The 19091-nt window shown below is 66.6% G+C and carries 16 protein-coding genes; 7 read left to right on the forward strand and 9 right to left on the reverse strand.

Features of this window, described 5'->3' with window-relative positions:
• Positions 1-5: 5 nt before the first annotated feature.
• A complete protein-coding gene (locus DCN14_RS07685; protein ID WP_096499386.1) occupies positions 6-806 on the reverse strand; it encodes an enoyl-CoA hydratase/isomerase family protein in 801 nt (266 codons plus the stop codon).
• A gap of 51 nt (positions 807-857) precedes the next feature.
• Positions 858-2186 (reverse strand): MFS transporter, encoded by a 1329-nt coding sequence (locus DCN14_RS07690; protein WP_096499388.1) that lies wholly within the window; start codon positions 2184-2186, stop codon positions 858-860.
• Positions 2187-2345: 159 nt separating this feature from the next.
• Between DCN14_RS07690 and DCN14_RS07695 the strand changes: the two genes are divergently transcribed.
• Positions 2346-3104 carry an IclR family transcriptional regulator C-terminal domain-containing protein gene (locus tag DCN14_RS07695; protein WP_096499390.1) on the forward strand — a complete coding sequence of 253 codons (759 nt, stop codon included), beginning with the start codon at positions 2346-2348 and terminating at the stop codon, positions 3102-3104.
• Positions 3105-3308: 204 nt separating this feature from the next.
• On the opposite strand, the gene DCN14_RS07700 is transcribed toward DCN14_RS07695, so the two are convergent.
• On the reverse strand, positions 3309-4259 hold the full coding sequence (locus DCN14_RS07700; RefSeq protein ID WP_096499394.1) for a LysR family transcriptional regulator: 951 nt from the start codon (positions 4257-4259) through the stop codon (positions 3309-3311).
• A gap of 116 nt (positions 4260-4375) precedes the next feature.
• On the opposite strand from DCN14_RS07700, the gene DCN14_RS07705 reads away from it, so the two are divergent.
• Positions 4376-5896 carry a CoA-acylating methylmalonate-semialdehyde dehydrogenase gene (locus tag DCN14_RS07705; RefSeq protein WP_096499396.1) on the forward strand — a complete coding sequence of 507 codons (1521 nt, stop codon included), beginning with the start codon at positions 4376-4378 and terminating at the stop codon, positions 5894-5896.
• Positions 5897-6113: 217 nt separating this feature from the next.
• On the opposite strand, the gene DCN14_RS07710 is transcribed toward DCN14_RS07705, so the two are convergent.
• Positions 6114-6818: an SDR family oxidoreductase gene (locus tag DCN14_RS07710; protein ID WP_096499398.1), complete on the reverse strand. Its 705-nt coding sequence runs from the start codon at positions 6816-6818 to the stop codon at positions 6114-6116.
• A gap of 132 nt (positions 6819-6950) precedes the next feature.
• Here DCN14_RS07710 and gcvA point away from each other — a divergent pair, with 132 nt between their 5' ends.
• The 4 genes from gcvA (at position 6951) to pal (ending at position 11212) form a co-directional block, all read left to right on the forward strand.
• Positions 6951-7853, forward strand: coding sequence for a transcriptional regulator GcvA (gcvA, locus tag DCN14_RS07715; protein WP_096499400.1), 903 nt, complete (start codon positions 6951-6953; stop codon positions 7851-7853).
• 423 nt (positions 7854-8276) lie between these two features.
• A complete protein-coding gene (locus DCN14_RS07720) occupies positions 8277-9530 on the forward strand; it encodes a porin (RefSeq protein WP_096499402.1) in 1254 nt (417 codons plus the stop codon).
• A gap of 246 nt (positions 9531-9776) precedes the next feature.
• A complete protein-coding gene (petA, locus tag DCN14_RS07725; RefSeq protein ID WP_096499404.1) occupies positions 9777-10403 on the forward strand; it encodes a ubiquinol-cytochrome c reductase iron-sulfur subunit in 627 nt (208 codons plus the stop codon).
• 317 nt (positions 10404-10720) lie between these two features.
• Positions 10721-11212 carry a peptidoglycan-associated lipoprotein Pal gene (gene pal, locus DCN14_RS07730; protein ID WP_096499406.1) on the forward strand — a complete coding sequence of 164 codons (492 nt, stop codon included), beginning with the start codon at positions 10721-10723 and terminating at the stop codon, positions 11210-11212.
• Positions 11213-11335: 123 nt separating this feature from the next.
• Here the strand turns inward: pal and DCN14_RS07735 are convergent, their stop codons facing one another.
• Entirely contained in the window at positions 11336-12937 is a 1602-nt protein-coding gene (locus DCN14_RS07735) for an APC family permease (RefSeq protein ID WP_096499408.1), read from the reverse strand.
• 308 nt (positions 12938-13245) lie between these two features.
• The gene (locus DCN14_RS07740) at positions 13246-13758 is read right to left on the reverse strand and encodes a hypothetical protein (RefSeq protein ID WP_096499410.1); all 513 of its coding nucleotides are present in this window, start codon (positions 13756-13758) and stop codon (positions 13246-13248) included.
• 210 nt (positions 13759-13968) lie between these two features.
• Here DCN14_RS07740 and DCN14_RS38385 point away from each other — a divergent pair, with 210 nt between their 5' ends.
• Positions 13969-14124 carry a hypothetical protein gene (locus tag DCN14_RS38385; RefSeq protein WP_172441856.1) on the forward strand — a complete coding sequence of 52 codons (156 nt, stop codon included), beginning with the start codon at positions 13969-13971 and terminating at the stop codon, positions 14122-14124.
• Positions 14125-14216: 92 nt separating this feature from the next.
• Here the strand turns inward: DCN14_RS38385 and DCN14_RS07745 are convergent, their stop codons facing one another.
• Genes DCN14_RS07745 through DCN14_RS07755 form a run of 3 tightly spaced genes read right to left on the reverse strand, consistent with a single transcriptional unit; the run spans position 14217 to position 19041 of the window.
• Positions 14217-15476: a cytochrome c gene (locus DCN14_RS07745; protein ID WP_096499412.1), complete on the reverse strand. Its 1260-nt coding sequence runs from the start codon at positions 15474-15476 to the stop codon at positions 14217-14219.
• Entirely contained in the window at positions 15473-16168 is a 696-nt protein-coding gene (locus DCN14_RS07750; RefSeq protein ID WP_096499414.1) for a (2Fe-2S)-binding protein, read from the reverse strand. The genes DCN14_RS07745 and DCN14_RS07750 overlap by 4 nt, the downstream gene beginning before the upstream one ends.
• Complete coding sequence (locus DCN14_RS07755; protein WP_096499416.1) at positions 16165-19041, reverse strand: molybdopterin cofactor-binding domain-containing protein; 2877 nt, start codon at positions 19039-19041, stop codon at positions 16165-16167. The genes DCN14_RS07750 and DCN14_RS07755 overlap by 4 nt, the downstream gene beginning before the upstream one ends.
• Positions 19042-19091 lie beyond the last annotated feature (50 nt).

A 19091-nucleotide genomic window follows, 5' to 3' on the forward strand; every position in this document is an offset into this window, starting at 1 on the left:
ACCCGTTACGCTCCCGTGAAAACCGGCGGCCGTTTGGCCGCCAGGGCCGCCAGACCTTCGGCGAAATCCGTCGACCGCATGCTGTCGAGACACTGCTCTCGTGCTGCCCGCTCGTCGTACTCGGCATTTGCCGCCGCGTTGATGATTCGCTTCATGCCTTGCACCGCCAGCGGTGCCAGCGCGCACAGCCGGTCGATGAGCGCCCTGCACTCGGCATCCAGTTCCGTTGCTTCGACGGCCTGCGTGAGGAAGCCGCAGGCGACGAGTTCGTGCGACGAAAACGTCTGCGCGGCGAGGAATGCACGCTTCGTTGCGTTCACGCCGACGCGGGACACCCAGCGCCGGATACCGCTTCCATAGAAATGCAGGCCCAGCCGCGCGGCCGGCACCGACATCCGGGTGTCGTGTGTGCCGATACGAAAATCGCATGCCAGCGCGAGATCGCTCGCCCCGCCGTACACTGCGCCGTTCACGCGCGCGATCGTCGCCGCGCGCATGCCTTCGATCGCATTCGCGACTTGCTCGAACGCGGTGTCGTCATCTGTGCGCGCAGCGTCGAACGCGCCAAGGTGGTAGCCGGACGAAAACGTGCTGGTTCCGCTGCCGGTCAGCATGACAACGCGCACTGCGCGATCGTCGTTCAGCATCGCAATGTGTTCGCGCAGCGTCGCGAGATCGCCGGGCTCCAGGCGGTTGTGAAAAGCGGGACGATTGAGCGTCAGCTCGGCCCGATCCGTGCCGTGATAGCTCAGGATCGGCGTCGTTCCGGCGTGGCGGATGCGTTCCGGGTCGTGTGTGTCGGTCATGATTCAGGTCCGGTCGATGGATGAAACGAAGCAGGCGTCATACGACGCAAGCTAGGCCAAGGTCTTCTTCACGCCGGCGAGCATCGCGCTGCCCGCGGCGCATGCGCATGCGGCCAGCACCAGCAGCCCGCCCGCCAGGCTGCCGGTCGCTTCGCGCATGAAGCCGAACATGACCGGCGCGACGAATCCGGAGCACACGCCGAGCGTGTTGATGAACGCGATGCCGCTGGCGGCAGCGCCCGCTCCCAGATACGACGTGGGAACCGGCCAGAACACCGGCACGACGCTCAACAGGCCGGCATACGCGACGGACAGCGCGCCCAGCGCGACGGGAATGGGCAGGCCGCGCGACGCCGCGACGACCAGCGCCGCTGCGCCGACGAACGCCGGGAGCGCGTAGTGCCAGCGTCGCTCCAGCTTCCGGTCGGAATGCCGCGACAGCAGGATCATGCTCACGAATGCCGCCGCCGATGGAATCGCCGCATACAGTCCGACGTGTAGCGCGCTCGTCACGCCGAAGGACTGAATGATCTGCGGCGTCCAGAAACCCAGCCCATACGCCGGCATCGTCGTCAGGAAATAGATGCCGGCCAGCCGGTACACGTAAGGGTCGCGCACTACCTCGCCGATGCCCCGGTGATGCCGTGCACCTTCGCTGCGATGCGCGGCAATCGCTTCTTCGAGTGTGGCCAGCTCCGCCCTGCTCAGCCATCCGGCGTCAGCCGGCTTGTCATCGATGCGCAGGAGTACGACGATGCCGAGCGCGATGCTCGGCACCCCCTCGACGATCAGCAGCCACTGCCAGCCTGCCAACCCCTGGGCGCCGTGCATGCCGTCCATCAGGAAACCCGCCAACGGACCTCCGAACACGCCCGCGAGCACGGCCGCCGACATGAAGATGCCGATCACGCGCCCGCGATATGCGACCGGCAGCCACGTGCTGAAGTAGTACACGACGCCGGGGAAGAAACCGGCCTCGCATGCGCCCAGCAGCAACCGCGCCAGGTAGAACTGGGCCGGCGTACGGACCAGCGCCGTGAGGACGGATACGAGCCCCCAGCCGACCATGATCCGGCACAGCGTTTTCCGTATGCCGATGCGCTGCAAGAGCAGCCCGCTGGGTACTTCGAAAATCATGTACGCAATGAAGAACAGCCCTGCGCCCAGCCCATAGACGGCATCGCCAAATCCGGGCATCGTCTTCATCTGGATTTGCGCGAAGCTGATGTTCAGCCGGTCGAGCTGGCAAAAGAGATACGCAACGAACAGCAGCGGGACGAGCCGGATCATCACCTTCCGGCACACGCGCGCCTCTTCGGCGCCGCCGTCGCGAGCTGATTGCTTGACGGCGGGCGATGCGTCCACCAGCGAACTATCCATCGATGTCTCCTTGTCTTGTGTTCTGCATCCTCAGGTCTGCCCGCAATGCACACGGCATCCATCCGGAGTTCGAAGCTTCATGTTGAAGCTGACAGGAGCGTAGTCGCGCTATACTCGGAACGACGAGAAATATCACATATGTGATTAGAAATCACACTCATGGAAAAGCAGGCATCAGTCAAATCCGCGCAGCGCGTGCTCGAATTGCTCGAGTACTTCGCCGATGTCCGGCGGCCGGCGAGCATCAAGGAAATCTGCCAGTCGCTCGGCTATCCTCAGTCGAGCACGTCGGTGCTGATGAAATCGCTCGTCGATCTGGGCTACTTCGACTACGAGCAGCGAACGCGCATGTACGTCCCGAACCTGAGGCTCGCTCTGTCGACGAGCTGGATCCAGGAGGAGATGTACAGCACGCAGAGTCTGTTGCGCCTGATGGGGGACGTGCAGCAACGCACCGGGCACGCCGTGATGATTGGCGCGCAAGACGGCGTGTTCGTGCGCTACCTGCACGTGCTGCAGGCCCATGACCGAAGCCGGTTCGCGCTCAAGTCCGGTGCATTGCGTCCGTTGTTCCGCAGCGCCGCCGGCAAGATGCTGCTGACGACGAAAACCGACCGCGAAATCGAGTTGCTGCTGCATCGGGCCAACGTCGTGGAGCAGGATGTGTCGCTACGGCTGGACCTCGCGACCGCGCGCGAGGAAATTGCGCGAGTTCGTCTGGATGGCTACTCGATGTCGCGAGGGACCGCCACGCCTGGTGGCGCTGCGCTGGCGGTGCTCCTGCCGGTGAGACGCGGCGCCCCGCAGATGACGCTGAGCATCGGCGGGCCCATTGCGGAGATTCGGCGCGACAAGGCATTCCTCCTGCGTACGCTCACCGAGCTTGTTTCCCCATTCCGGCAGGCGGTTGTTGCATAGTGCGAATGCACGATTTTCAGCAGGACGCAGACGTCCATCGATACGTTCTGCGCGAACGGCGGCACGGTGACCGACGCCAACGCTTACGCGCCCTCCTTCATCCCCATGTATAACGCGCGCTTCGCGAGGCCGCCGCGCATCGGCGTCAATGCGCACCGGCCACTACGAGACGACGCGAATCTGAACCAGGGCGATGGCCCGGCGTTAGCGAGGCGCCGCCATGGCAGGCGAGAACCCGCCACTCAACTCGCCCCGTAGATACTCCACCAGCGCGCGCACTGCGCTAGGCACGACCGGGCTGTAAGGGCGGATCGCGAAGATATGGTCTCCGAATGCGCCCGACGGACGCCACGCGCCGAGCAGCGGCACGAGATGGCCCGCGTCGATGTCGCGCTGTGCGCTGAAGTCCGGCAGCAACGCGATGCCGAGGCCGCCGAGCGCCGCCTCCCGCATCGCTTCGCTGTTGTTCGCCGCGAAACAGCCGCGCACGGGCACGCTCACGCGCGCGCGCCGCCGGTCGCGCGGCTCGAAGCTCCATGCGGTCGGTTCGTTGCCGCGCAAATAGCACAGGCAGTCGTGTTCGGCGAGCGCATTCGGATGCTCGGGCGTGCCGCGTCGCGCCAGATACTCGCGGCTCGCGACGAGCAGCGAGCGCGTCTCGCAAAGCTTCCACGCGACGTGCGTCTGCGGCGCGGTGGTCGTATGACGAATCGCGAGGTCGAAGCCTTCCTGCGACAGTGAAAACAGCCGGTCCGACAACTCCAGCTCGATGCGCACCCCCGGATACTGCTCGATGAAGGCCGGAAACAGCGGCACGATCTGCTGCCGGCCCAGCGCGACCGGCATGGTCACGCGCACGAGGCCGCGCGGCTCGCCGGCCAGATCCTTCACGCGCGCGAAGTTCATCTCGATGGTCTCGTAGGCCTCGCGCGTGCTGTCGACGAGCGTCTGCCCCGCTTCCGTGAGCCGCACGCTGCGCGTTGTCCGCCGTACGAGCGGCACGCCGGCGGCCCCCTCGAGATCGGCGATGCGCTGGCTCATGGCCGCCTTGCTGATGCCGAGCCGCTGCGCCGCGGCAGTAAAGCTCCCGGTCACGGCGAGCACCGTCAGGGAATGGATGTGCGGCCAAAGGGCTTGGGTATTTTGAGAATTCATCGTTCGATTATTCAGTATTCTGAACAGTGAATCAATTGTAGTGGGCTTCTCCCGCCGCCGTCATTTGCCTAGACTGGAGCCTTCTCAATCAGGACCACGGATCAGGAGACGACTTGATGACCACCGTTCCCGCCTTCACCTCGTCCGACGACGTCGGCCACTACATCAACGGCGCCCGGGTGCCGGGCGCAAGCGGCCGCTTCCAGGACGTATTCAATCCGGCAGCCGGCAAGGCCGCCCGCCGCGTCGCGCTCGCCGACGACAACGAGGTCGCCCAGGCGGTCGCTGCCGCACAAGCCGCCTTCCCGGCATGGTCCGAGACGCCGCCGATCCGTCGCGCGCGCGTCATGCACCGCTTCCTGCAACTGATGAACGAGCATCGCGACACGCTCGCCGCGATCATCACCGCCGAGCACGGCAAGGTGTTCTCCGACGCGCAGGGCGAAGTCGCGCGCGGCATCGACATCATCGAATTCGCCGCCGGCGTGCCGCAACTGCTCAAGGGCGACTTCACCGATCAGGTCAGCACCGGCATCGACAACTGGACGATGCGCCAGCCGCTGGGCGTCGTCGCGGGCATCACGCCGTTCAACTTCCCGTGCATGGTGCCGTGCTGGATGTTCCCGGTCGCACTCGCAACGGGCAACACGTTCGTGCTGAAGCCGAGCGAGCGCGATCCGTCGGCGGCACTGTTCATCGCCGATTTGCTGACCGAGGCGGGCCTGCCCAAAGGCGTCTTCAACGTCGTGCAGGGCGGCAAGAACGCGGTCGACGCGCTCATCGATCATCCGGACGTGCAAGCAGTCAGCTTCGTCGGCTCGACGCCGATCGCGCACTACGTACACCAGCGCGCATCGCAAAACGGCAAGCGCGCGCAGGCGCTCGGCGGTGCGAAGAACCATATGGTCGTGATGCCCGACGCGAACCTCGATCAAGCGGTCGACGGACTGATCGGCGCCGCCTACGGCTCGGCCGGCGAGCGCTGCATGGCGATCAGCGTCGCGGTGCTGGTCGGCGACATCGGCGATCGCATCGTCGAGAAGCTCGCAGAGCGCGCGAAATCGCTCGTCATCGGCGACGGCATGTCGCCGGAAGTCGAAATGGGCCCGATCGTCACGGGTGAGGCGCTGAAGCGGATCGAAGGCTACATCGATATCGGTGTGCAGGAAGGCGCGAAACTCGTCGTCGACGGCCGCGGCCTGAAGGTGCCCGGCCGCGAGGAAGGCTTCTTCACCGGCGGCACGCTGTTCGACAACGTGACGACCGATATGCGCATCTACAAGGAAGAAATCTTCGGGCCGGTGCTCGCATGCGTGCGCGTGAAGGATTTTGCCGAAGCCGTGAACCTGATCAATGCGCACGAGTTCGGCAACGGCGTCGCGTGCTATACGAGCGACGGCGGCATCGCGCGCGAATTTGCGCGCCGCATCCAGGTCGGCATGGTCGGCATCAACGTGCCGATTCCCGTTCCGATGGCGTGGCACGGGTTCGGCGGCTGGAAGAAGAGCCTGTTCGGCGACATGCATGCATACGGCGAAGAAGGCGTGCGCTTCTATACGAAGCAAAAGTCGATCATGCAGCGCTGGTCGTCGAGCATCGGCAAGGGGGCGGAATTCGCCATGCCGACCGCGAAATAAGCGCGGGGGCTTGGCGGGTTCTTCAACTGGCAATACCCGTGACGGGCCCTGCTCGTCGTCCTGAGCGGGCTCCGCCGCGAGCGTTTGAGTTCGGTGCGGCATCCGGATGGATGCCGCACTTTTTTGCGTGCCATCCGCCGCGGTAGAGCGCGACGGACTGCCGCAAACCATTTCGGCGCGACGGGCAGCACGCGCGCCGCTCCGCTGCTGGTTCGACTTACAGCGCCCGCACGATGCCGCCGTCGACGCGGATGTTCTGCCCGGTGATATAGCCGGCGCCTTCGGACAGCAGGAACGTCACCGTTTGCGCGATCTCCTGCGTCTTGCCGAAACGGCCCACCGGAATGCGGGCAACGATTTCGGGCGTTTCCGGCCAGCTGTCGATGAAGCCCGGCAGCACCGAATTGATGCGGATGTTGTCCTTCGCATAGCGATCCGCGTACAGGCGCGTGAAGGAGCTGAGCGCCGAGCGCAGCGCGGACGACACCGGCATGGCCTGCTCGGGCGCATCGGCCGCGAAGCTCGAAATATTGACCACCGCGCCGCCGCCCTGCTTCAGGAAAACCGGCGTCACGCGGCGCAGCACGCGCACGACGTTGAGCACGATCAGATCGAGCCCTTCGTGCCACTTGCTGTCTTCGAGTGAGAGCAAGTCGCCCTTCGGCGGATGCCCGGTGTTGTTGACGACCGCGTCGATGCGGCCGTACTTCGCGAGCGTCTCGTTGACGAAGCGCTCGATATCGGCGTCTTCGGTGACCGACCCCGCGATGCCCAACCCGCCGAGTTCCTTCGCCAGTTCGACGGCACTGCCGGACGGCGACATCAGCGCGACGCGATAGCCGTTGCTGGCGAGATCCCGCGCGATCGCGGCGCCCATGCCCTTGCCCGCCGCCGTCACTAAAGCCACTTTCTCTACAGTCATGCTGTTCTCCTGGATAGGTCGGCGATACGCCGTATTCGATCTCGATACATCAATCTATACGAGCACTCTAGGACTCTATAATGTAATTGTCGAACGATGATTTCTCCAGTCACCCTGTAGAATTTCTACTGCATGAAGGCTCTTTTGCGTACCCGCCGGTTTCCGCCGCTCAATGCGCTTCGCGCGTTCGAAGCGTCGGCGCGCCACCTCAATTTCCGGCTGGCCGCCGATGAACTCGGCGTGACCCAGGGCGCGGTCGCGCAGCAGGTCAGGCATCTGGAAGACGCCGTGGACGTTCAGCTCTTTCGGCGCTTGCCGCGAGGGCTCGCGCTGACCCGCGACGGGCTTGAGTATTTCTCGTCGGTTCAGCGCGCGCTGCAGATCATCTCCGACGCAACGGACGCGCTGGGCCGGCGCGCGACGATTCTTACCGTCAGCACGACGCCTTCGTTCGCGTCGAAGTGGTTGATTCCGAGATTGTCGGACTTCAGCCGGCTGCATCCCGACATCGAGGTGCGCGTCATCGCCGACGAACGGCTCGCGACGTTCAGGGCCGATGGCGTCGACATTGCGATTCGACTGTGCAAGCCGCCGTTCCCGCCCGGGTTGACCGGCGAGCTGCTGTTTCCGCTCGATATTTTCGCCGTCGGCAGCCCGAAATTGCTCGATGGCAATCCGCCGATCCGGAAGCCCGCCGACTTGTCGAAACACGCGCTGCTGCATGACGCCCACGATCTGTGGCCCGAATTCATCCGCAAGCTCGACGGAAACGTTCAGGCCGATCCGACCAAAGGGCCGCGGTTCAGCCAGACCCTGCTCGCCATCGACGCGGCAGTCGCGGGGCAAGGCATCGCGCTGACCAGCGAGCCGCTGGTCGAGCGCGATATCGCGGATGGCAGGCTGCGGCGCGTGTTCGATTTTTCTTTCCCGATGACGCTCGGGTTCTACGTTGTCTTTCCGCAGGCGAACGTGCATCCGGAAGCGCTCGAGGCCATGCGCGACTGGTTGTTTGCGCAGTATGGGGGCACCCGTTGATACGGCGGTTCAACGCGGGTAAAACGCTGCCGCGCAGGGGTTCCCTGCCCTGACTTTGATCGCCACTCGTTCGGCGATACGCTTGAGCCGTGCGGCAACAGGCGGCGACGCCACGGCCCCTGAGTGGCCCTGCGAACCAGTTGCCGAAAGCGTCATCTTGATCGATCCCGCCCGGTTCAGTGGGAAGCCCTTCCCGCGCTTGCCGGCAACATGCCTCGCGGCAATCCCCCGAAACGAAAGCACGCCACCATGCCTGCACCGCAGCGCCGCACGCCGATTCCGCGCGATTTTGCATAGGACCTTTCCTGTGCAGCGCCTTAATCGCCCGTCGCACGATCTCCAATAATGGCCGCTCGATCCGTCGGCCGAGCGCGCCGGCGCGACCCGTCGGCGATCGACGCCGGACCAACGATAAAAAATCCTATGCATTCCTATAAAACGAATCGACCCGCCCGCACCGCCGTGACGCACGCCGCCCGCCGCGGCCGGCTCGCATCGGGCAAGACCGCGGGGACGGTCATTGCCGCCTGCATCGTCCCGTTCATGCCCGGTATCGCACAGGCACAAAGCAGCGTCACGCTGTACGGCCTGATCGACACGTCGATCACCTACGCGACCAACCAGCGCACGCAAGGCGCCGGTTCGCCCGGCAGCGGCAGCGTCGCGATGACGAGCGGCGCATTGAACGCATCGCGCTGGGGGTTGCGCGGCCGCGAGGATCTCGGCGGCGGCACGGCCGCGGTCTTCGCGCTCGAAAGCGGTTTCTCGGGAACGACCGGCAAGCTGTCGCAGAAAGGCGTCGACCTGTTCGGCCGTCAGGCGTGGATCGGCGTCGGCTCGCGCGCGGCCGGCACGCTGACGTTCGGCCGCCAGTACGACGAGATCCTCGAGTTCGTGACGCCGCTCGGCGCGGCGGGCCCCGGCTGGGGCGGCAACCTCGCGGTGCACCCGTACGACAACGACGACTCGAACCGCAACCTGCGCATCAACAACGCGGTGAAGTACACGAGCCCGACCTATCGCGGGCTGACGTTCGGCGCGATGTTCGGGTTCTCGAACAAGGCCGGCGAGTTTTCGAACAACGCCGTCTGGAGCGCCGGGCTCGGCTATGCCAACGGGCCGGTGAAGCTCGGCGCCGGCTATCTGAAGATCAGCCGCGATCGCAACGCGCCGAACCCGGACGGTGCGCTCAGCACGGTCGACGGGTCCGCGACGATCACGGGCGGCAACCAGCAGATCTGGTCGGTTGCCGGGCGCTATATGTTCGGCCCGCACTCGGTCGGCGCCGCATGGTCGCACTCGACGACCGACGGCGTGACCGGCGTGCTGCAGGGCGGCGACATCACGCCGCTCAAGGGCGAATCGTTGGTTTTCGACAACTTCACGGTCGATGGCCGCTTCGTCGTTACGCCGGCGTTCAGCCTGGCCGCCGCGTACACGTACACGATGGGCCGTTTCGACAGCCGCGCGGGCCAGACGCGTCCGAAATGGAACCATGTCGTCGCGCAGGCCGACTACGCATTCTCGAAACGCACGGATGCGTATCTGGAAGGCGTCTATCAAAGCGTGAGCGGCGGCAACGGCAATCCGGCGTTCAACGCGACCGTCTGGACGATGACGCCTTCCGCCAACAGCAACCAGCTCGTCGTCGCGCTGGGATTGCGGCACAAGTTTTGACGGCGGCGTCGCTTCGCGCGCAAGGCCGTGTTTTAAGCCTCGCTTAATCGTCGCTGCCTACGCTGAAAGGGCCGCGCGCAGGCGCGGCCTTTTCGCTGCGATGCACGTTCGCCCCGAGCGCGAATCCGCATGCGCGAAGCCGGCAAGCCAACGTGACGCGCCCGCGATGCGGGCGCGGTGGCGCATGCTTGCCGTGCGCTGCGCGCACCCTGTGCGCGGCGCCTTTCGACGATGGCGGAGCCCGTCATGAACACGCCTTCCCTTCCGCTTGAACCCATCGACACGCATCGGCGCACGTTGCTCGTCGCGACGACCGTCACCGGCGGTATCGGCTGCATCGCGACCGCGATTCCGTTCATCGAGTCGATGTCGCCGCCGGCGAGCGCACTGGCGGCTGGCGCACCGGTCACGGTCGACATCGGCGGTCTGGCCGAAGGCGCGATGATGACGGTCGGCTGGCGCGGCAAACCGGTCTTCATCGTCAACCGGACGGCGGCGATGCTCGACGCCGTCACGAAAGCCACGCCGATGGTCGCGGATCCGGACACGCTGCATCCGTTCTCGATGCCGTTGCCCGACTACTGCCGCAACCCGTTCCGCGCGCGGGCCGACCGCCGTAATCTGCTGGTCGTTGTCGGCGTCTGCACGCATCTGGGCTGCACGCCGATTCCACGCTTCCAGCCGGGCGCGCAGCCGAACCTGCCCGACGACTGGCCCGGCGGGTTCCTGTGCCCGTGTCACGGCTCGACCTACGATCTCGCGGGGCGCGTGTTCCGCGACAAGCCCGCACCGCAGAACCTCGACGTACCGCGTTATCTGTTCACGTCGCACACCGGACTCGTGATCGGCCGGGACGAACACGGCGACGCGTAACGCGTAGCGAGCCCGGGCGCGGCCGCCGATCGTGCATCCGGCGCCGCTCGCGCGAGCAAGAACGCGTCCTGCGCGCCTCCGCTCGAAATAGACGGAGATACTGGTCACGCTGTGACATTTTTCCTAATCTAATTGCAGCGGCGCCGTCATTCGGCGTTCCGGCTACGACAATCTTTCATATGGCGCACCGTCGGCTTACGAAAGCGCTCGCGTCGCTGACGAAAAGCCGGCACTTTTGCGCCAGTCGCGGCCGGATACGTGACGTGGCCGTTTGCACGCACGACGCTTTCCACGCAGTCAACCGCAGGAGACGCACAATGAGCAAAACGAACCGATTTGCGGTCCTGGCAATCTTCGCACTGCTGGCAGGTTGCCACCACGCGGCGAAAACCCCCGAGAACGCCGGAATGACGCCCCCGCCTTCGAGCCAGGCGGTCGCCACGGTGACGGCCGACGATCTCGACAATCCGAACAGCCCGCTCGCGAAGCGCAGCGTCTATTTCGATTTCGACGACTACTCGGTGAAGCCGGAATACCAATCGCTGCTGCAGGCGCACGCGAACTACCTGCGCAGCCATCCGGCGCGCCACGTGCTGATCCAGGGCAACACCGACGAACGCGGCACGTCCGAATACAACCTCGCGCTCGGCGAACGCCGTTCGCAGGCCGTGATGAGCGCGCTCGAAACGCTGGGCGTGCCGGGCTCGCAGCTGGAGGCCGTCAGCCTCGGCAAGGAAAAGCCGGTCGCGCTCGGTCACGACGAAGCGTCGTGGGCGCAGAACCGCCGCGCCGATCTCGTCTATCGTTGACCGGATGCCGCCGCAACGGCGGCATCGTCGCAACGCGTCACCCGCAGCGCAGCGACATCGCCGGGGCGAACCGCCCGCCCCGGCCGTCTGCCGCTGCGCGATCCGGATGCGCGCGGGTTCGCGTCAGCTCGTCTGTTCCATGCGCGCCATCATCCCGGCCGTCTCGTCGCGGCCGAGCGCGCCGCGCAGCGCGAGCCCGTACACGATCACGCTCCACACCGATACGATCAGGATGTCCCAGCCGAAGTGCATGATGCCGAGGCCGCCGCCGATTCCGCCGAGCCACGACAGCAACCATAATCCGCCGAACCAGGGCAGCAGCCACGCAATGTGCTTCCAGCCGAAATCGTGCGCGCTGCGGCGCAGGATCGCGTGGTGGTAGATCGCATACGCGACGAAACCGATCGCGACGAGCGAGAACAGGAAGTTGTTGGTGCGAAAGCCGGTCCAGTAGATCACGAGATCGCTGCACACGAACGCGAGCGGCGCGAACAGGCCGGCACCGCGCATGCGGAACTGCCGCTCCATGTCGGGCAGGTTGCGGCGCAGGACCATCAGCGCGACGGGGCCGAGCCCGTAAGTGAGCACCGTGACCGACGTGATGTAGTTGACCATCTGCTGCCACGCCGGGAACGGCAGCAGGAACACGACGCCGAACGCCCACATCACGACCACCGACATCCACGGAATACGGTTGCCGTTCAGACGCGTCAGCGCGCGCGGGCCGGCTTCGAGCTCGCCCGCCGCGAACAGGATGCGCGAGCCGCCCGTCATGTACATCAGCCCGGTTCCGCCCGGCGACACGTACGCGTCGATGTAAAGCAGCGTCGCCATCCAGCCCAGCCCGAGCGTGGCGGCGAGGCCCGCGAACGGCCCGGTTTCGCCGGTGAAGCTCAGATGGTTCCAGCCGCGCGCGAGATCGGCCGGCGACAGCGCATAGATGAATGCGACCTGCAGCAGGATGTAAATCACGGCCGCGAGCAGCACCGCACCGATCACCGCGAGCGGGATGTTGCGGCGCGGATTGGCGCTCTCGCCGCCCAGATCGATCGCCGTGCGAAAGCCGAGATAGCTGAACACGATCCCGGCCGCCGGCAGCGCGGTGAACATGCCGGACAGGCTGTAGCTGTCGGGCGCGGCCTGCATCACGCCCCAGTGCGTGCTCGCGCCGAGCAGCCCGGCGATCGTGACGAGCGGCACGCCGATCTTCCACCACGTGATCGTCGAATTCACGTTCAGCAGCCAGCGCACGACCATCAGGTTCAGCAGCGCCATCACGCCGAGCAGCGCGGCGCACGTCGCGAAGCCGGTCGCGGTGAGCAGCCCTGCGCCGCCCGGGCGGATGAACCACGGCAGGTAGTTGTTCGCGTAGGTGACGATCGCTTCGGCTTCGACGGCCGGCACGGGCACGTATGCGAGAAACAGCAGCCAGCACCAGATGCGTCCCAGTCCTTCTCCGTGACTGGCGTGACTCATGTGAACGAGCGCGCCGCTACGTGGAAACAGCGCGGCCAGCTCGGCAAAACACAGTGCGATCAACAGGATGATGATCGCGCCGAGCACCCAGCTGCCGATGCTCAGCGGTCCGGCGATCCTCGATGCGTGATACGCGCCGAACAACCAGCCTGACCCGACCATGCTGGTCGTGCTGGCGAACAGCAAGCCGACGATGCCGGCATCGCGTCGTAGCTTGCCTTCGAGGTTGAGGCTTGAGGTCGTGCTCATGCGAGACTCCTTGCAAACGACCTCCCCCTGCATGATTGATTGATTTTTTGACCCGTTCGACGGCCGACGGACACGAGCCCCGCCGCGTGCGGGACCGGTTCGGAACAGGGCGGGAAGTGCCGCGGCCGGCGGCGAGATGCGGCGATCGATCCAGAACGGAGGCGTCGCGCGGGTATGGGCATTGCGGGGCGTCGGTCGCCGCACGTCGGATGGGACGGGCTGCGATCCGCTGGAGACGGGTCATCTCGTGATAGGACTATAGACCCGCGCCGCGCCGACTGCAAAAGTCGCGGATGCGATGCGGATCGCTATGCGGGGCCGTCATGCGCCGGCGCGCCGCTTTCCGCCCGCTTCGCGCGTTCGAGCCGCCGATGCAGCCAGTGCGACATCACCGCCGACGTGACGAACGAATCGAGTATGGCGACGCCGTCGATGCCGCCGATCTCGTCCATGCCCAGCAGGAAGGCCTTCAGCAGCGCATAGCCGGTCATCGCGCTCGCGCCGACGATCACCCCGAGCAGCACGAACCCGCGTCGCCGGATGCGCGTGCCGATCGCACCCATGATGCCGCCCGCAACGATCGCCGGCAGGACATAGCCGAACAGAAACGACGCGACGAAGATCAGCGGCACCATGCCCGCGCAGAGCGTCAGCGTGTCCCATTGCGGGCCATTGATCACGGACCACGCCACCAGCATCACGAGCGGCCATACGAGCGCGGCCACCAGCGGCGCACCGACGGCGAACGACACGCAGCCGAACACGACAGGCGCGGATGAACGTGACGATTTGCGCGGCGGGCGCTCGAACGTGGCACTCATGGTTTGTGTCGTCGGAATCTGAATGGCGGCGTGCCGGAGTGTACCAAGCCGGCACGGCGCGCATCAGATCCGGCCCCCGCGCGAGCCACGCGCGACGATAGGCAAAAAGCATGGAATAAACCGCCCGCCCGGAACGTCTCGTCATCGCGCGGTCGCACGACTCGAACGAACCCGCTCGTCTTGCGGCGTGCGCACTGCAAGGAGATTGAAATGAAATCGGCGAGATTGGCCGCGGTGGTGATTGCGGCGCTGGCGCTGCTGCTGTCGGCGGGATGTACGTCGCCGGGCGGCGGCGTTTCGCAAGGGCCCGGCATGAGCCGGTACGGCGGCGGCAGTTCGAGCGGCGGAGGTGGCGGCGGCTACTGAAGCGCCGCCGGGCAGGCGCGGACGGAGCGCCCCGCGCAAGCACGGCCGGCAACCGGCCGCATCGCGCGCGACGCCCCGCCCTTCGCGACGGCTCAACGCATGGCCTTCACGTCGGCCGGCGTGACGCTGGCGGGCTGGCCGCCCCACGTCGCGCGCAGGTAGTTCGCGAGCTGCGCGAGTTCGTCGTCGCTCAGCGTGTGCGCGAAACCCGGCATCGGCTGCAGGTTTTCGAGGCCGGCGAACTTCTGTTCGTCGATGCCGTCGAGCATCGCGACCAGCAGGTTGCGCGAGTCGGCCTGACGCAGCGTCGAATTGCCGTTCATCGGCACCGCGACGTGCGGCTTGCCTTCGCCGTTGAAGCCGTGACAGCCCGCGCACACCGCGAGATACACCGAGCGGCCGGCCGCGAGCTGCTGCGCGTCGGCCGACACCGGCTTCACCGGCTGCGGTGCCGGCGGCGTATCGCCGAGCAGGTACACGGACAGCGCGCGCAGGTCGCCTTGCGTCATGTACTGCGTGCTCAGGTGCACGACCGGATACATTTCGCCGAACGCCGAGCCTTGCGGCGCGATGCCGACGCCGAAGAACGTCTGCAGGTCGGTGCCCGTCCAGCCGCGCGCGGCAAGGCCGGCCGGTGTGATGTCCGGCGCGGCCACGCGGCCGAGCGCGGCGCCCGCGAACGGTTTCGCGCCGTCGAGCTGGCCCGTGAACGCGCGCGGCGTGTGGCATTCCGCGCAGTGGCCGAGCGCGCCCGCGAGATAGCGGCCGCGCTGCCAGTCGGCGGATTGCCCGCTCGACGCGTCGGGCAGGCTGTCTTTCAGGAACACCATGTCCCAGAACACCATGCCGAAGCGCAGGTTGTACGGGAACTTCAGATCGTGCTTGCGGTTTTCCTGCGCGACCGGCTTCACCGTCTGCAGGTACGCGTACATCGCGTCGGTATCGGCGCGCGTGAGCTGCCGGTACGACGTGTACGGCATCGACGGATACAGCCGCTTGCCCGGCGCCTTGCCGTCGTGCAGCGCGGCGTAGAACTCGTCCGCGCTCCAGTTGCCGATCCCGTGCGCCTTGTCGGGCGTGATGTTCGAGCCGTAGAACGTGCCGAACGGCGATTCGAGCGGTGCGCCGCCGGCGAACGGCGCGCCGTCCTTCGCGGTGTGGCACGCCGCGCAGTCGGCGGCTTTCACGAGATAGCGGCCGCGCGCGACCGGGTCGGCACCGGGCGCGCCGGACGCCGCGCTCGATACCGGTGCGTCATGGCCGCCGCAGGCGGCGAGCAGCAGCGCGCAGGCGGCCGCGATCGCGGGCAAGCCCGCGGCCCGCGCGACACGATGGGCGAATGTGCGTTTCATGCGGCGTCCTTCACGAGTCCCGGCGTCGTCAAAATCACGTCCTTCACGGCTTCGTAATAGCGGACGTAACCCGTGCAGCGGCAGAGGTGCGCGTTCAGCGCGTCGGTGATCGTGGGCTCGACGTCGGCCTTCGCGATCGGCTCGCGCTTCAGACGCTCGATCAGCACCGTCGCCGCGTTGACGAAGCCCGGCGTGCAATAGCCGCACTGGAAGCTGAAATGCTCGAGGAACTTCTGCTGGATCGGCGACAGCTCGACCACTTCACCGGCCTCGTTGCGCTTCGCGTGGCCTTCGATCGTGCGGATCGAGCGGCCGTGGAAGAAGTGCGCGCCGGTGATGCAGGTGCGCATTTCCTCGCTGGTGCCGTCCGGCTTGTCGACGATCACGACGCACGCGTGACAGATGCCCTGCCCGCAGCCGAGCCGCGAACCGGTGAGGCCCGCGTATTCGTGCAGGAACTCGATCATCATCAGCCCCTCGGGCACCTGCATCGGGCCGACGGACTTGCCGTTGATGTTCACCGACAGCGGCTTCTGCTGGAACCGGACGAGCGGACGCTCGACGGGTGCCGGCGCGGCAGCGGGTGCAGCGGGTGCGGATGCCGGAGCGGCCGAAGCCGCGTTCGGCGCGGCAGCGCCGGTCGCAGCCGCGCTGGCGCTCGCGGCCGACGCGGCGGTTTGGGCGGTCGTCATGCGAGCACCTCCTGAATCTTTTGCGGGGTCACCGGCAAATCGGTGAAACGATGGCCGATCGCGTGCGCGATGCCGTTCACGATCGCGCCGACGACGGGAATCATCACCACTTCGGCGACGCCCTTCGGCGGATCGGTCTCGGACAGCGGCGGCAGGATGTCGCCCGTCTGCGACCACACGGCGACGTCGGTCGCGCGCGGCAGCGGGTAGCGGTTGAAGTTCCACGTGCCGTTGCCGGGGCCGTCTTCGTAAAGCGGCAGGTACTCGTGCAGCGCGTGGCCGATGCCCATCGCGAGGCCGCCCTGCAACTGGCCCGACACGAGCTGCGGCGAAATCTGGTTGCCGCACTCCATGATCGAGTGATGCGTGAGCAGTTCGACCTTGCCGGTCGCTTCGTGCACGGCCAGCTCGACGAGCGTGCCGACCGCCGTGTAGTACGTGACGGCCGCGTTGTTGCGGCTCGTCGGCGGAATGAACACGCGCGTGCGGTCCAGCACGCGGTAACCGTTCGCGGTCGGCGCGAGCGTGCCGTGCATCGCGGTCGCGCCGGCCGGCGCGGCGGTGCCCGGGATCGGGCCAGCGTCGCCCGTCTTCGGCGCGCCGATGCGCAGCGACAGCGCGTCGATCGGCAGACGATCGACCGCGCCGCCCACGTCGAACTCGGCGTCGGTCCACTGCCAGCGGTTGAACACGTGCACGACGGCACCCGTCGGCAGGCCGAGCGCATGCGCCTGCTTCGCGAGCTGCTCGAACGTCAGCGGCTCGAGGCCGTCGGCGGTCAGCTTGCCGTCGACCCAGCGTGCGTCCTCGAAGCGGATCGTGTACGGCGCGGCCTGGCCGCCGCCGAGGCCGCGCGTCCAGATCGACATCGCGGCCGGCCACAGGCCGTAGCGGAACACCGCGCGTGCGGCTTCACGCGTGCTGTGCGTGAAGTAGTACGCGGAGTTCGTCGCGCTCGACGGCGACGCATAGCTCGGCGACCAGCGCGGATTCGCGCACAGGCGATCCTGGTCGGCCTGCGACATCAGGTACGGATCGCCGCTCGTCTCGACCGGCAGGTCCGGCCATTCGGTCACGGCGACGCGCACGTCCGTCGCCGGACGGCCGAGCCACTTCGCGACCGCGACGGCCTGCGACGTCGACATCCCGGTGCCGATCTCGGCAGCCGTGTGATGCAGCGACACCTTGCCGTTCTCGTCGAATTCGACCTTCGCGAACGACGCTTCCGCCCCCGTGCCGAAGTCCTTCTGCACGCACGCGAAACCGACGCCGTAGCGCTTGCCCGGGTTCGAGGCCTCGAACTCGGTCTTGCGCGCGACACGGTGCGTCCACAACGGATGCTGTTTCGCGCGCTCCAGCACTTCCGCGACGCGCAGCGCGCCGGCGGGAATCGCACCCTGGGTGTTCTTCATCCCCGAGCGCAGCGCGTTGCGCAGCCGGAAATCGATCGGGTCGAGATTCAGTTGCGCGGCGATTTCGTCGACCGCCATTTCGGTCGCGGCCATGCTCTGCAGCGTGCCGTAGCCGCGTGCCGAGCCGGCGTCGATCGCGCGCGACGCGATCGCGACCGATGCGAGGTCGCTCTTCGGGAAGTAGTAGATCGATTGCGCGGCCGTGGCGCCGACCATCGCCACCGACGGCGAGAAGTTCGAACGCCCGCCGCCGTTCGCCTCGAAGTCGCCCTTGAACGACTGCAGCAGGCCCGTGGTGCGATCGACCGCGATCCGGTAATGCATCTTGAACGCGTGACGCTTCAGCGACGTCTGGAACTGCTCGTAGCGGTCGTTCGCGAAACGCACCGGGCGGCCGTCCGCGTACAGCGCGCAGACGAGGCCGTAGAACGGCACGTTGCAGTGATCCTTCGAGCCGTAGCCGACCGTGTAGCACGGATGCACGAACAGCTTCTTCACCGGGAAGCGGCATGTCGCGACCATCGCGGCCGCGTTCTCCGCCACTTCGAGCGGCGACTGGGTCGGCACGACGAGGTGCATCGACTGCGTCGCGGCGTCGTACCAGCAGTTCGCGTTGTCGGGTTCGAGCGCGGCCGTATCGACCGACTGCGTGTTGTACTCGCGGTCGAACACGAGCCAGTCGGCCGACGGATGATCGAGTTCGGCGGCGATCCGGCCAGCGAGGAACATCCCCTGCTCGTCGAGCTTGCCGTGCTCCTTGCCGTCCGGCCAGACCGGCAGGTGCTTGCGCATCATGCTCGGGAAAATCGGCGCGTCCTTCAGGCTCGAATAGACATCGTCGTCGTAGGCCGTCTTGCCGCCGACCCGCACGTAGCGGAACGTGCCCCACGGATCGCGCTCGAGCGGGCCCGTGACCGCGCCGTAGCGGATCACGTCGTCGCGGAACTTGAGTGCGTTCTTCGCGAAACGGAAGCGCGCGAAGTCGTGGTAGATGAGGATCGCGACCGCATGGCCGAGATACGCGGGCGTCTTGCCGGCGGGCAACAGCATGTCGTCGCCGTAGAACGTCGGGAACGCGACGCCGTCGCGCGCGAGATCGTCGGCCGTGACCACGCGGTCGGGCTTGAGCGCGTCGCCGAGCAGCGACAGGTCGAAGCCTTCGTACGTGCGGTCCGCCTGCGCGACGCGCAGGATCAGCGCGTGCGACTGCTGCTGCGGCCAGTGCGGCATGTCGGCGGCGCGCACGTCGCGGGCGAACACTTTCGAGCCCGTAACCTTCGCGATGCCGTCGATGCGGAATTGGGGGACGCCGGTGACGCTATCCCATTTGACGGGGGTGAGGAGTTTTTCTTCGAAGAGCGCCGCGAATGCGCGGCTGCCGATGGGCGCGACGTAGACCGCGACGCCCGCCAGCACGCTGGCTTTCAGAAAACCCCGCCGTGACAGGCCGTGGTTTTTCATTGGGGGAACCTCCTGATGCGGCTCGGACGACGATCGGGTGTCGCGACGTT

It is taken from the genome of Burkholderia sp. IDO3 (genome assembly GCF_003366075.1).
Classification (GTDB): domain Bacteria; phylum Pseudomonadota; class Gammaproteobacteria; order Burkholderiales; family Burkholderiaceae; genus Burkholderia; species Burkholderia anthina.